Origin of the sequence: Pasteurella multocida, assembly GCF_900187275.1 — a bacterium.
Taxonomy (GTDB): domain Bacteria; phylum Pseudomonadota; class Gammaproteobacteria; order Enterobacterales; family Pasteurellaceae; genus Pasteurella; species Pasteurella multocida.
This window is the reverse complement of the sequence record NZ_LT906458.1, coordinates 2,046,237-2,060,619: the sequence shown is the minus strand read 5'-3', so window position 1 is coordinate 2,060,619 and position 14,383 is coordinate 2,046,237. Positions and strand designations below refer to the sequence as shown.

The following is a 14,383-nucleotide window of genomic DNA, read 5'->3' as shown; positions in this document are numbered from 1 at the left end:
ATCAATAATTGCATCAAACGTCTCCTGGAGAATTTTCCAGCTAAAGAGAAAATACTTAAACACAACCCACTGAAAATCCATTACAATACGCGTAATATTAACCAACAGAGGACAAGCTTTATGATTATCGTAACTGGCGGTGCTGGCTTTATTGGAAGTAACATTGTAAAAGCCTTAAACGAATTAGGGCGTACGGATATTTTAGTGGTAGATAATTTAAAAGATGGTACAAAGTTCGCTAATTTAGTGGATTTGGATATTGCAGATTATTGTGACAAAGAAGATTTTATTGCCTCGATCATCGCTGGTGATGATTTAGGGGATATTGAAGTCATTTTCCACGAAGGCGCCTGTTCTGCTACTACCGAATGGGACGGCAAGTACATCATGCACAATAACTATGAATATTCCAAAGAGTTATTGCATTATTGTTTAGATCGTGAAATTCCGTTCTTTTATGCTTCATCTGCAGCAACTTATGGTGATAAAACTGAATTCCGTGAAGAACGCGAATTTGAAGCACCATTAAATGTTTACGGCTATTCCAAATTCTTATTTGATCAATATGTACGTGCCATTTTACCAGAAGCTAACTCACCTGTTTGTGGCTTCCGTTATTTCAACGTGTACGGTCCACGTGAGAATCACAAAGGCGCGATGGCAAGCGTGGCATTCCACTTAAATAACCAAATCTTAAAAGGGGAAAAACCAAAATTATTTGCAGGCAGTGAACATTTCCGCCGTGACTTTGTGTATGTGGGCGATGTGGCTGCTGTGAATATTTGGTGTTGGCAAAACAACATTTCTGGCATCTATAACTTAGGAACAGGAAATGCGGAATCTTTCCTTGAAGTAGCAAAAGCCGTCGTGAAGTTCCATGGTAAAACGGAAGCAGATATTGAAATCATTCCATTCCCAGAACATTTAAAAAGCCGTTACCAAGAATACACACAAGCCAATTTAGATAAATTACGCGCCACTGGCTATGACAAACCGTTTAAAACGGTCGCACAGGGTGTAGCAGAATATATGGCATGGTTAAACCGTAAATAATAAATAAGCGGCTTCATCACATAGCGTCCAACGTTGGGCGCTATTTTTTTGCCTAACTAAACGTATAAAACAGCAACCGCACTTCGAGTATGCCAACTCGACTCATACTATTTCCTCACCAAACACCATAACCCATTGCTCACATAACCAAGTGCCAACTGAAAATCGGCTTTCCTAGCACGGCACTTTTGTGATCTATCTCACAAAAAAACCTTACTTTCGCAAAAACTAAGGATTATTCCTAGATCAATTAAAGCATCTTCTCACGCCAGCAGAACGTGATTTTCTTATAGTGACAACAATATTTTTTTATTTAATGAGGTAAAACATGCTTAGCTTTTTACAAGAAGTTAGAAAACCGACACTGGAACTGCCAGTGGAAGAACGTCGTAAACTGTGGTTTAAACCCTTTATGCAATCTTATTTGGTGGTATTCATCGGTTATATGGCGATGTATTTAATTCGCAAAAATTTCAACATCGCACAAAATGATTTAATCGAAACCTATGGATTAAGCAAAACCCAGCTCGGTATGATTGGCTTAGGCTTTTCCATTACTTACGGTGTCGGCAAAACGTTAGTCTCTTATTATGCGGATGGCAAAAACACGAAACAATTCGTACCGTTTATGCTGATTTTATCTGCCATTTGTATGCTCGGTTTTAGTGCCAGTATGGGTGGTGGCAGTGTCAGTTTATTCTTAATGATCGCCTTTTATGCGTTAAGCGGTTTTTTCCAAAGTACAGGTGGTCCTTCAAGCTACTCCACTATCACTAAATGGACTCCACGTAATAAACGCGGCACCTATTTAGGTTTTTGGAATTTATCTCACAATGTGGGTGGGGCTGCCGCGGCGGCTGTTGCCTTATTCGGCGCCAATGTGTTCTTTAATGGGCATGTGATCGGGATGTTCGTGTTCCCGTCAATCATTGCCTTAATTATTGGTTTCTGGGGCTTGCGTTATGGTAGTGATTCACCAGAAGCTTATGGTTTAGGAAAAGCAGAAGAATTATTTGGTGAGCCATTAAGTGAAGAAGATTTAGCGACTGAACAAAATCAATTAACCAAATGGCAAACTTTCGTACAGTATATTTTGAAAAATAAGGTGATTTGGCTGTTATGTTTTGCCAATATTTTCCTGTATATCGTGCGGATTGGGATCGACCAATGGTCACCGGTTTATGCTTACCAAGAATTAGGCTTTTCTAAAGACGCTGCGATTTCAGGTTTTGCCTTATTTGAAGTAGGGGCATTAGTTGGTACATTCTTATGGGGCTATTTATCCGATTTAGCCAATGGTCGCCGTGGCTTAACCGCTTGTGTGGCGTTAATTCTGATTGTCTTTACTTTAGAATTTTATCAATTCGCTACTAACGAAGTCATGTATTTATGTGCCTTGTTTGTATTAGGTTTCTTGGTGTTTGGTCCACAATTATTAATTGGGGTGGCAGCTGTGGGCTTTGTACCGAAAAAAGCCATTAGTGTGGCAGATGGTGTAAAAGGCACTTTTGCTTACCTTATCGGTGATAGCTTCGCTAAATTAGGCTTAGGCATGATTGCAGACGGTACACCAATCTTTGGTTTAACGGGTTGGGCAGGCACTTTTGCCGCACTCAATATCTCTGCAATCGTTTGCATGGTATTACTTGCCTTTGTTGCCATTGCAGAAGAGAAGAAAATCCGTAAAATAAAGGCTCAAGCCAGATAAACAGGTAAATAACATGACACAAAAGTGCGGTTAAATTGACCGCACTTTTTCATTTTTGAGGATAATAAAGATGATTAAAGTAGCGTTGATTGATGATCATATCATTGTCCGCTCAGGCTTTGCTCAATTGCTTGCGTTAGAAAATGATCTTCACGTTGTCGGTGAATTTAGTTCTGCTAAAGAAGCACGCCAACATCTGCCCAGTGTGCGTCCTGATGTGTGTATTATTGACATTTCAATGCCTGATGAAACCGGCTTAGCATTGCTCAAAGACATTCCCTCGGGTATCCACTGTATTATGCTCAGCGTGAACGATTCCGATATCATGGTACGTAAAGCCTTGGAATTGGGTGCCAAAGGCTATTTAAGTAAACGTTGCCACCCTGATGAACTGATTCAAGCCGTACATGCCGTATTTGCCGGTGGGCTTTACTTAATGCCTGAACTGACTTCAAAACTGCTTAATCCTACCGCCTCTTATACCCAACAGCTCACACGAAGAGAAATGGAAGTATGTGAATTATTAACAACCGGCTTAGATGCAAAAGAGATTGCTCAACAGCTGAATGTAAGCTTTAAAACAGTGCACGTGCATCGTGCTAATGCCATGAGTAAGCTCAACCTAAAAAATAATGTGGAACTCACGAATTTCTTTCATAAAACATATTAACTTGAACAAGTTGTTCACCTTCATTTACAGTTGGTTTCTGCTCACCTGTTCCTATTTCTGCTTATGGGGCGTGGCAGATTATTTGTTACATGACTCGCGCTTAGCCTTTCTCTTTTTGCCTTTTGCATTGCGGCTTGGACTTTGTCTGCATCTTCGCCCCACATTGTGGTTGGCTCCACTGTTGGCCGAAATCAGCGTGCTCCTGTTGGTTTCTTGGGCAGAACACAGCGCAGCTTACTTGCCCTTACTCTTATTAAGTGCGGTCAGTTTTCCCATCGTGTTATTTAGCCAATCCTATTATCAAGGCAAACAACGCTCCAAATTACGCCTACAAGGCATACTGGCATTGAGTATCAGCGTGCTCAATGGATTGGTGCTTGTTTGTTTGGATGCCCCTTTTGCTTACACGATGCTAGTCAGTTTTACTGGTGCGTTATTGTTGTTGCCGATGTGTTATTTATTACAAGATTTCTTATTTGCACGCCAGTGGATTCCACTTACTGCCAGCTTTATTCATCACCCGATCGCCCTGCGCAGCAAACACATTGTGGTTTATACACTGTTATTAATCTTAAACATTCTGATCCAAACCTATCTGCCCGATGAGTTTAACCGCTTTAGCCTGTTCTTTTTAGCGATTCCGATTATTTTATTAGCCTATTATTATGGCTGGCAGGGCGCCTTACTCGGCTCACTAATCAATAGTGTGGCATTAATTGCTTCCACACAGCACTTCTCCCATTTAGATCTGTCTGATTTACTCCTATCTCTGTGTGCACAAACCATAACAGGAATTTTTCTAGGACTCGCTATTCAACATCAACGCGAACTCAATCAGCATTTAGGCATGGAGCTCATGCGTAACCGCGCTTTAACACAGCAATTGATCAGCAGTGAAGAAAGCATTCGCCAAGAAATTGCCCGTGAATTACACGATCAAATCGGGCAAAACATTACCGCTATTCGCACCCAAGCCAGTATTCTGAAACGGCTCAATCCACACCCGCAAGAACAGAACAATGCCAATATGATCGAACACTTATCACTCAATATTTACGATACGGTCAAAGGACTATTAAACCGCTTACGTCCTCGCGTATTAGATGACTTACCATTACCACAAGTCCTCCAAAATGTATTAGACGAATTAGGTTTAACGCAACAGCACATACACTGTCAGTTTGACTGGCATAATCCTCAACAATTGCACCTCGATCCGCGCTTAGAAATCACCCTTTACCGCCTCTACCAAGAAGCCTTAAACAACATCATCAAGCATGCACAAGCCAGTCAAATTCACATCGCGATCCACATTGACCAGCAGGTCATCTTATCGATTCAAGATAATGGCAAAGGCTTTGATATTCATCAGCCAGTGACAGGATTAGGGCTACGTGGTATGCAAGAACGGGTTGCCTTACTCGGTGGCGAATTTCAGCTCTCCTCAAGCACGGCGAACATGCGTTCCTCTTCAATTCAACCTTTGACACAAGGCACTTCCCTTGTGATCACTCTCCCTCGATTTTAATGATGCCAATACAAAACTTTTCGCAAATTGACCGCACTTATCGCTACTGGCGCATTCACTTAATGATTGCCATGTACGTAGGCTATGCCGGTTTTTACCTCAGCCGTAAAAGCTTGAATTATGCCATGCCCGCCTTAATCAGCGATTTGGCTATGGATAAAAATGCCATTGGACTCATGGCAACTTTGTTTTATCTCACCTATGGTTTATCCAAATTTTTCTCTGGACTTTTTTCTGATCAAGCCAACCCCCGTTACATTATGGCTATCGGCTTGATGATGACAGGGATCACGAATATTTTATTCGGTTTATCCAGTTCCGTGTTTCTGTTCACTTGCCTATGGGTCATCAATGCGTGGTTTCAGGGGTGGGGCTGGCCTGCGTGTTCTAAATATCTCACTACGTGGTATTCCCGTAGCGAGCGAGGTTTATGGTGGTCTATTTGGAATACTGCGCACAATGTGGGAGGCGCCTTAATTCCGCTAATTGTTGGCTATCTCACTTTACATTACAGCTGGCGACACGGCTTTATTGTAGCAGGCATAATCGTCATACTCATCAGTGTATTTTTACTGTGGCGTTTACCTAGCACACCAGATGCAATGGGGTTGCCTAGTATTGGACAATGGCGTCATGATCCTTTGGAATTAGCACAAGAAAAGGAAGGACAAGATTTACCATGGCGACAAATCTTGCGTGATTATGTGTTCTACAATAAATATCTTTGGCTACTCGCAATGAGCTATGCATTGGTCTATCTCGTGCGGACCGCCATTAATGACTGGGGTAATCTCTATCTAAGTGAACGTTATCACTATGACTTAGTCAGTGCGAACAGCGCACTCTCTTTATTTGAAATCGGTGGTTTTGTGGGATCACTAGTCGCCGGTTGGGGATCAGATAAACTGTTTTCTAGCAATCGAGGACCTATGGCATTGGTGTTTGCCATTGGCATTTTCTTTTCGATTACCGCGCTTTGGCTGATGCCAAAAGAAAACATGCTATTACAATCTGGCTTATTTTTCTGTGTCGGCTTTTTTGTGTTTGGTCCGCAAATGTTAATCGGCATGGCTGCTGCGGAATGTGCCCACAAGAAAACCGCAGGCACCGCCACGGGTTTTGTTGGCTTGTTTGCTTATCTGGGGGCAGCCCTCGCTGGCTACCCACTGGCACTCATCACACAAACGTTTCATTGGACCGGTTTTTTTGTCGTAATTTCTTGCTGTGCATTTGCTATTGCGTTACTGCTACTGCCTTTTTTAAAAGTACAGCCAAATCAATCGTCTTGTTGAATGAAAATGTGCGCTTAAAAAGTGTATGATGTTGAGCCCTGTTTTATTATTCCAAATTCAAAATCGCCTCTTTTGTCACGGCATAACCACTTTTCAAAATAAATAAACTCAGGATCAAACTGGCTACAGTATCAACCCATATCCAGCCCCAAAAGAAAATACTTAATGCCGCGACAATCGCCACAATTGAGCCAAGTAAATCCGCCAATACATGCAAATATGCTGCGCGAAGATTTAAATTATGCAAATCACCTTTCAGCAGTAACCATGCCACTAAGGTGTTTACACATAGTCCTAATATGGCCACAACGAGCATTGGCAGCGATTGAATCATTTGCGGCGATTGCCAACGTTCAATTGCCTCCCAAATAATAAATAGCGCAACGACGATCAACGAAAACCCATTCAACACAGCAACACGACGTTGATTCTTTGGACTTAAATAAAGCGCAATCAACGCAACCAATAAGGCGAAACTGTCATTTGCCATATGCCCGGCGTCTGTAATGAGTGCTAAGCTTTTAAAATAATAGCCACTTAAAAACTCCACTAGCATAAATACACTAACAAGCGCAAAACTGATTGCTAATACGCTACGATTGCTTGTATGCGGATGTTGATGTGCCATAGTGTTTCCTTTTCATCAAGGATAAGGCGTGATGCCATTGAAGGGTAAAAGACAAGTCAATTTACCTCGCTAACCGAGACATAATAGACGTCATGTCATGATATTTAACAATACATCTGCTCAAAACAGGGACAATCCAATTTATCATAGCAGTCTGTCGCGAGAAAGCACAGCGAAAGGAAAGATCATCTTCTCATCTTTCCTCTAGCATAAAACAAATCACATAAAAAAAGCGGTTAAAATCTTAAAGACGTTAACCGCACATTCTAAAACCTTTCCGCCTATTTGATTTGGGTTTCAATAACCCCACCACCAAGACAGATCTCACCTTGATAGAAAACCGCAGATTGTCCCGGCGTCACAGCAATTTGTGGTTCATCAAACACCACCCGAATAGTTTCATCGTTAATCGGTTGAATCTCGCAGGGAATATCCTCTTGACGATAACGGGTTTTGACCGTGCAACGGACTGGCTGGCGAATCGGTTGACGATCTACCCAATGTAATTGGCTGGCGATTAAGCCTGAAGACAATAAAGCAGAATTATCATGCCCTTGTGCCACGACTAACACATTATTCACCAAATCTTTTTCTACTACATAGAACGGATCTTCGCCCATGCCTTTCACTCCACCAATGCCAAGCCCTTTACGTTGACCTAACGTGTGGTACATCAAGCCATCATGGCGTCCCACCACTTTTCCCTCAACCGTTCTAATCTCACCCGGCTGAGCAGGTAAATAACGAGCTAAAAAATCTTTGAATTTGCGTTCACCAATGAAACAAATCCCTGTGGAATCTTTTTTCTTCGCGGTGGCTAGACCTAAATCTTCCGCAATAGCACGTACAATCGGCTTTTCAATTTCGCCGACAGGGAATAAGCTCTGTGCCACCTGATCTTTGCTCAAGGTATATAAAAAATAACTTTGGTCTTTATTATTATCTAAACCACGTAAAAGCTGGCATTGCCCGTCTTTCTCACCACGACGCACATAATGCCCCGTTGCAATATAATCGGCCCCTAAATCTTCCGCGGCATAGTCTAGAAACGCTTTGAATTTAATTTCTTTGTTGCACAAAATATCAGGATTTGGCGTACGTCCGGCTTTGTATTCTTGTAAAAAATGCTCAAAGACATTATCCCAATATTCTGCGGCAAAATTAATTTTATGTAACTTGATGCCCAGTTTATCGCACACCGCTTGTGCATCGGCAAGATCGGCTGCCGCCGTACAATAATCAGTGTCGTCATCTTCTTCCCAGTTCTTCATAAACAAGCCTTCTACTTGATAGCCTTGTTGTTGCAAAATAAACGCAGAAACAGACGAATCCACCCCGCCAGACATGCCACAGATGACTTTTTTCTTGCGATTTTCCGCCAATTGCTCTGCACTTAATGGCGGGAAATGCGTTTCATAAGTTTTTGATTTCATATTACTTTCATATTTAGATTAGTGTCGTGATCACGCCACAAAAGATGAGGTAAGGGCTTTGTATCTTATGCTACCGATACAAAGCCCCAAGTTTCATTGAACCTTTCACCCGATGTTGCTACTCACATGGATTACTTCACTTCATAAAAGTGCGGTTCATTTTTAGCAAATTTGGCGTTGTATTCTTGCTGGGCTTCTTCATCGCCCGCCTCTAATTTTGCTTTGAGATTATCGCAAGGCTCTTCACAGTCACAGACTTTTTTCAAGCCTAATGCTGAAATGCCACCACAGCTCCCAGCTATCGTTTTACGCTGAATAATATAACCAATCGCCATTCCTGCAATAATCAATAAAAAGATACCAAACGTGATTAAAAAAAGTTGCATGGATTTATCCTAATGTTGTTCATTTAATAATTTCTCAAATGCAGAGGACATTTTTGCCTCAAACCCTTTTTCGGTTTTGCTAATGAGATACACCAATAAATTATATTTTTCCGCGACTTCTAAGGCTTTCTCTTCTCCGAGCACATAAAGACCTGTCGATAATCCATCTGCGGTCATAGTGGAATCCGCTAACACAGTGATTGAAGCCAATCGGTGTTCAATCGGGTAACCGGTTTTAGGATCGATTTCATGAGAGAAACGGCGACCATTTTCTTCAAAATAGTTACGATAATTACCCGATGTTGCCATAGAAAAATCTTTCAGCCCAATAATTTGTGATACCGCGCGGCTCCCATCAAAATTCGGCTTTTCAATCGCGATTTGCCAATCTTTGCCTTCAATATTTTTTCCTTTCGCGTTAATCTCACCACCAATTTCCACCAAATAATTAGCAATGCCTTTTGTAGCTAAATGTGCAGCCACTTTATCGACACCAAACCCTTTGGCAATCGAAGAAAGGTCAATATATAACTGGGGAACTGTCTTAGCGAGATAAAACTTATCGCCTTGTTCGGTTAATTTCATTTTTTCAATCCCGACCCAAGCGCGACGTTTTTCCACTTGTTCTTCTAAGGTTTCATTCGGTTGACGCTTTTCAGGTCCAAACCCCCATAAATTCACAATTGGTCCCACAGTCACATCCAATGCTCCTTCTGTGACGCCATGTAAACGAATCGCTTCTTTTAAGACAAAGGCTAAATCAGCCGAAATTTCAACGGGTGTATCAATTTGTGTATTTTGATTAAATTGACTCAATTCAGATGTGGAAATGTAAGTGGACATTTTATTGTTCACTTCTTTCAAAATCTCTTCAATTTGCCCGTGCATCTCAATCGGTTTAATCTTAATCTGACCATCATCAATGTATTTCACACTATACGTTGTCCCCATGGTCTTACCCGTGATCGTCACAACTTCAGGGGATTTATGACAAGCCAATAAACATAGTGAACAAAAGCCAATGATGATACTACTAAGAATGTGTTTTATTTTCACTGTAAATCCTTTCTATTTTAAAAAGTTTGCAAGTTTGGATTTTCCAATATGGATTGCAATATAAAAACCAAATTTTCAAATTTTCTGAAATGGAAGTGCGGTCAACCTTTACAAAATTCGTAAAATCCGACCGCACTTTAATCATGCTAAGAGCAAGCTGGCTTAACCACCAAAGTCATCTAATAAGATGTTTTCATCTTCCACACCAAGATCTTTTAACATCTTAATCACGGAAGCATTCATGATTGGCGGTCCACACATATAGTATTCACAATCCTCTGGCGCTTCATGATCTTTCAGATAGTTTTCATAAAGCACATTATGAATAAAGCCAGTGTAGCCGTCCCAATTATCACCCGGTTGTGGATCAGAAAGTGCCACATGCCATACGAAGTTATCATTTTCGGCTTGTAAGGTGTCAAAATCTTCCACATAGAACATTTCGCGTTTAGAACGTGCACCATACCAGAATGACATTTTACGTTTAGATTTCAAACGTTTTAATTGGTCAAAAATGTGTGAACGCATTGGCGCCATACCCGCACCACCGCCGACGAACACCATCTCGGCATCGGTTTCTTTCGCAAAGAATTCACCGAATGGACCAGAAATAGTCACTTTATCACCTGCTTTGAGTGACCAAATGTACGAGGACATTTGACCAGGAGGCGCGTCTGGGTTATTTGGTGGTGGCGTTGCAATACGCACGTTCAACATGATGATGCCTTTTTCTTCCGGATAAGAAGCCATGGAGTATGCACGAATAATATGCTCATCCACTTTAGACACATAACGCCATAAGTTATATTTATCCCAATCTTCATGATATTCTTCTGGGATATCAAAGTCTTTATAAGCGACAGTGTGCGGTTCTGCTTCAATCTGAATATAGCCACCTGCACGGAATGGTACTTCTTCCCCTTCAGGAATCGCTAATTTCAGTTCTTTGATGAAAGTCGCTTTGTTATCATTAGAAATAACGGTACATTCCCATTTTTTCACCCCAAAGACTTCTTCTGGCAATTCGACCTTCATGCTGTTTTTCACATTCACTTGGCAAGAAAGGCGATAACCTTCTTTTGCTTCACGTTTTGAAATGTGTGAAAGTTCAGTCGGTAGAATATCGCCACCCCCTTCGGTGACTTTAACGATACATTGCCCACAAGAACCACCACCGCCACAAGCGGAAGAAACGAAGATGCCTTGACTCGCCAGCGCACCTAATAATTTGCCCCCCGCAGGCAAATGAATTGCTTTGCTTGGATCGTCATTAATTTCAATTGTAATGTCACCCGAATTAACCAATTTTGATTTAGCAAACAAGATAATGACTGCTAAAGCCAAAACGATAACGGTGAACATTGCAATACCAAGAGTAATTTCCATTCTGTATCCCCTTTCTTACAACTGAATACCTGAAAATGACATAAAACCAAGTGCCATCAGACCTACAGTGATAAAGGTAATGCCTAAACCACGTAACCCTGCTGGTACATCAGCATATTTCATTTTTTCCGTGATGCCTGCAAGCGCAACAATGGCTAACATCCAACCCGTCCCTGCGCCAATACCGTATACAACGGATTCAACAAAGGTATAATCACGTTGAACCATGAAGGATACCCCACCAAAAATCGCACAGTTTACGGTAATTAATGGTAAGAAGATCCCCAACGCGTTATAAAGTGCAGGGAAATACTTATCCAATACCATCTCAAGAATTTGAACTAATGCGGCAATCACACCGATAAAGGTAATGAAGTTTAAGAAACTGAGATCAATACCTTGAACTAATGCACTGTCTTTTAAGATAAAGCTATACACTAATTGGTTTACAGGTACCGCAATACCTAATACAACGATAACCGCAATCCCCAAACCAAATGCAGTAGACACTTTTTTCGATACAGCAAGGAAAGTACACATCCCTAAGAAGAAAGAAAGTGCCATGTTTTCGATAAAAACGGATTTAACGAAAAGGCTAATATAATGTTCCATAAACTACTTCTCCACCTGATTTGGTTTTAAGGTACGAATACCCCAAATAATAAAACCAATAATAAAGAACGCACTTGGTGCAAGTAGGAATAAACCATTGGTTTGATACCAACCACCATCTTGGATAGTTTGGAATACCGTCATACCAAATAATTTGCCTGAACCAATTAATTCACGGATAAAGGCAACTGACACTAAAATTGCGCCATAACCTAAGCCGTTACCAATCCCATCAACGAAACTTTCTAGTGGTTGTGATTTCATCGCAAAGGCTTCTGCTCGTCCCATAACGATACAGTTAGTAATAATCAAGCCCACGAAAACCGAAAGTTGTTTTGATAAACCATAGGCATAAGCACGTAAGATTTGGTCAACTAAGATAACCAACGAGGCGATAATCGCCATTTGCACGATAATACGTACACTGTTTGGAATATAGTTACGGATCAAAGAAATAAATAAGTTTGAGAATGCCGTAACGAAAATTACCGCAAACGTCATTACAATTGCCGTTTCTAATTTAGTTGTTACCGCTAACGCAGAACAAATCCCTAAAATTTGTAACGCAATCGGGTTGTTGTCCATCACTGGCGATAGCAACAAGCCTTTTAACTTTTTAGTATCAGCCATTGTTCAACACTCCTGCTTTCAGTTTTGCTAAGAAAGGACCAAAACCTTTTTGACCTAACCAGAATTTAAATGAATTGTTGACACCATTACTGGTTAATGTTGACCCTGAAATTGCATCAATCCCATGTTCAGCATTTGCTGAGGCACCTTTACCCACATATAAACCGACTTGGTTATCTGCGGTGTATAGTTTTTTACCTGGGAACTGTGCTTGCCATTTCGGGTTTTCGATTTCACCACCCAATCCTGGTGTTTCACCTTGATCATAGTAAGTGATGCCATTAACTGTGTTGCCATCTGGCTGAACGGACATAAAGCCATACATCATTGACCATAAGCCTTTACCGTAGAACGGTAAAACCACTTGTGTCACTTGACCCGCATCATTTTTGACCAGATACACTTCCGCGAAGTTAGCACGTACACGGATACCCGCCACATCATCTTCTGCGGAAAGTGCGGTACTTTCTGCTGGATTTTTCACTGCTTTTGCTGCATCAAAACCCGGTTGTGCAGGAGCAAAATCCCCCGTGTTTAAATCCACTAAACGGGCTTCAATATTGTTTGCATAAATCGTTTTGATTTCGCTATTTTTGGTTGTTGGCTGTAATAAACCGGCAACACTTAAAATATTTTTCTGCTTATCCAGTTCTTTTTGTTCGATTTGTGTTGGTTTCAGCAAGACGGCTGAACCTGCCACAATAATAGAACAAGCTAAGCTTAAAAGGATAATGACGAGAAGTGTTCCGCCAACGCTATCTTTATTCTTAAACATTGCGAGCTCTCCGACGTTTGATATTTGCTTGGACCACTAAATAATCGAATACTGGCGCAAACAAGTTAGCAAATAAAATAGCCAGCATCATACCTTCTGGATACGCTGGGTTAACCACACGGATTAATACCGCCATCGCACCAATTAAGATACCGTACCACCATTTTCCTTTGTTGGTGAATGCCGCAGAAACGGGGTCTGTTGCCATAAAGAACATCCCTAATGCGAAACCACCTAACACAAAGTGCCAATACCAAGGCATTGCAAATAATGGATTTGTGCTTGAACCAATAAGATTAAATAAGGCAGAAGTGGCAATCATGCCGATCATCACACCCGCAATGATGCGCCAAGAGGCAATACGTGCAAACACAATAATCGCCGCACCAATAATCAATGCTAGAGTCGATACTTCACCGATAGATCCCGGAATGTTACCAATGAAGGCATCCATCCAGGTGATTGGTTGACCTGTTACCACATGTTTCAAGCCAGCTTCACCACCCACAGCCCATTGTGAAAGCGCGGTTGCGCCAGAAAAACCATCTGCGGCAACCCATACCGTATCACCTGAAATTTGTGCTGGATAAGCAAAGAATAAAAAGGCACGCGCAGCTAATGCGGGGTTCATGAAGTTTTTACCGACACCACCAAAAATTTCTTTTGCCACAACCACACCAAATGTCGTTGCTAACGCAGCTTGCCATAATGGCAAAGTTGGTGGAACGATAAGTGCTAACAGGATAGAGGTCACAAAGAAACCTTCGTTAATCTCATGCTTGCGTACCATCGCAAAAAGCACTTCCCAGAAACCACCCACTAAGAAAATAGTCAAGTAAATCGGTAAGAAGTAAGTTGCCCCTAACAACATCTTACTTGCCCAACCCGCTGACAGGGTCAAATCTGCACCTAACGCATGACTTAACGCATATTGCCAATGACCTGAAATGGCTTGTTGCAGAGTGCCTAACGCGTCTGTCGCCAAAATCGCTTGCGCACCCACGTTATACATACCGTAGAACATCGCAGGGAATAAAGATAACCACACTAACACCATCATGCGTTTCGAGTCTAACGCATCACGTACGTGAGAAGCTTTGTGCGTGACTGTACCTGGGGTATATAAGAAGGTGGCGGTTGCTTCAAATAATGCATACCATTTCTCATATTTACCACCCGGTAAAAACGCAGGTTCAATTTTTTCAATAAAATGTTTTAAACCCATT

14 protein-coding genes are annotated in these 14,383 nt (G+C 41.5%); 5 read left to right on the top strand and 9 right to left on the bottom strand.

The genetic code is table 11. From position 1 onward, the window contains the following. Nucleotides 1–120 precede the first annotated feature (120 nt). The 5 genes from rfaD to uhpC all read left to right on the top strand — a co-directional run bounded on the left by rfaD (nucleotide 121) and on the right by uhpC (nucleotide 6,251). Nucleotides 121–1,053, top strand: coding sequence for an ADP-glyceromanno-heptose 6-epimerase (gene rfaD, locus CKV69_RS09575; RefSeq protein ID WP_005723946.1), 933 nt, complete (start codon nucleotides 121–123; stop codon nucleotides 1,051–1,053). Between the two features lie 328 nt (nucleotides 1,054–1,381). Continuing rightward, nucleotides 1,382–2,761 (top strand): hexose-6-phosphate:phosphate antiporter, encoded by a 1,380-nt coding sequence (gene uhpT / locus CKV69_RS09570; RefSeq protein WP_005723944.1) that lies wholly within the window; start codon nucleotides 1,382–1,384, stop codon nucleotides 2,759–2,761. A gap of 70 nt (nucleotides 2,762–2,831) precedes the next feature. Continuing rightward, nucleotides 2,832–3,431, top strand: coding sequence for a response regulator (locus tag CKV69_RS09565; RefSeq protein WP_015702660.1), 600 nt, complete (start codon nucleotides 2,832–2,834; stop codon nucleotides 3,429–3,431). Beyond that, complete coding sequence (gene uhpB, locus CKV69_RS09560; RefSeq protein ID WP_015702659.1) at nucleotides 3,394–4,959, top strand: signal transduction histidine-protein kinase/phosphatase UhpB; 1,566 nt, start codon at nucleotides 3,394–3,396, stop codon at nucleotides 4,957–4,959. Before CKV69_RS09565 ends, uhpB begins: the two co-directional genes overlap by 38 nt. Then, nucleotides 4,959–6,251, top strand: a complete 1,293-nt coding sequence (uhpC, locus tag CKV69_RS09555) for an MFS transporter (protein ID WP_014668569.1) — start codon at nucleotides 4,959–4,961, stop codon at nucleotides 6,249–6,251. The genes uhpB and uhpC overlap by 1 nt, the downstream gene beginning before the upstream one ends. Nucleotides 6,252–6,297: 46 nt before the next feature. On the opposite strand, the gene CKV69_RS09550 is transcribed toward uhpC, so the two are convergent. The 9 genes from CKV69_RS09550 to CKV69_RS09510 form a co-directional block, all read right to left on the bottom strand. Next, a complete protein-coding gene (locus CKV69_RS09550) occupies nucleotides 6,298–6,879 on the bottom strand; it encodes a cation diffusion facilitator family transporter (RefSeq protein ID WP_025248554.1) in 582 nt (193 codons plus the stop codon). Nucleotides 6,880–7,160: 281 nt separating this feature from the next. Further along, the gene (gene mnmA, locus CKV69_RS09545) at nucleotides 7,161–8,312 is read right to left on the bottom strand and encodes a tRNA 2-thiouridine(34) synthase MnmA (protein WP_010907131.1); all 1,152 of its coding nucleotides are present in this window, start codon (nucleotides 8,310–8,312) and stop codon (nucleotides 7,161–7,163) included. Nucleotides 8,313–8,443: 131 nt separating this feature from the next. After that, nucleotides 8,444–8,698, bottom strand: coding sequence for a (Na+)-NQR maturation NqrM (gene nqrM, locus CKV69_RS09540; RefSeq protein WP_005723934.1), 255 nt, complete (start codon nucleotides 8,696–8,698; stop codon nucleotides 8,444–8,446). Between the two features lie 9 nt (nucleotides 8,699–8,707). Next, entirely contained in the window at nucleotides 8,708–9,748 is a 1,041-nt protein-coding gene (locus CKV69_RS09535; RefSeq protein WP_170349445.1) for an FAD:protein FMN transferase, read from the bottom strand. A 168-nt stretch (nucleotides 9,749–9,916) separates the two neighbouring features. Further along, entirely contained in the window at nucleotides 9,917–11,140 is a 1,224-nt protein-coding gene (gene nqrF / locus CKV69_RS09530; RefSeq protein ID WP_005717819.1) for an NADH:ubiquinone reductase (Na(+)-transporting) subunit F, read from the bottom strand. Nucleotides 11,141–11,155: 15 nt separating this feature from the next. Further along, complete coding sequence (nqrE, locus tag CKV69_RS09525) at nucleotides 11,156–11,752, bottom strand: NADH:ubiquinone reductase (Na(+)-transporting) subunit E (RefSeq protein ID WP_005717818.1); 597 nt, start codon at nucleotides 11,750–11,752, stop codon at nucleotides 11,156–11,158. Nucleotides 11,753–11,755: 3 nt separating this feature from the next. Continuing rightward, entirely contained in the window at nucleotides 11,756–12,382 is a 627-nt protein-coding gene (locus CKV69_RS09520; protein ID WP_005717817.1) for an NADH:ubiquinone reductase (Na(+)-transporting) subunit D, read from the bottom strand. After that, a complete protein-coding gene (locus CKV69_RS09515) occupies nucleotides 12,375–13,157 on the bottom strand; it encodes a Na(+)-translocating NADH-quinone reductase subunit C (protein ID WP_005723929.1) in 783 nt (260 codons plus the stop codon). Before CKV69_RS09515 ends, CKV69_RS09520 begins: the two co-directional genes overlap by 8 nt. Beyond that, nucleotides 13,150–14,382 (bottom strand): NADH:ubiquinone reductase (Na(+)-transporting) subunit B, encoded by a 1,233-nt coding sequence (locus CKV69_RS09510; protein ID WP_005723927.1) that lies wholly within the window; start codon nucleotides 14,380–14,382, stop codon nucleotides 13,150–13,152. The genes CKV69_RS09515 and CKV69_RS09510 overlap by 8 nt, the downstream gene beginning before the upstream one ends. Nucleotide 14,383: the final 1 nt, after the last annotated feature.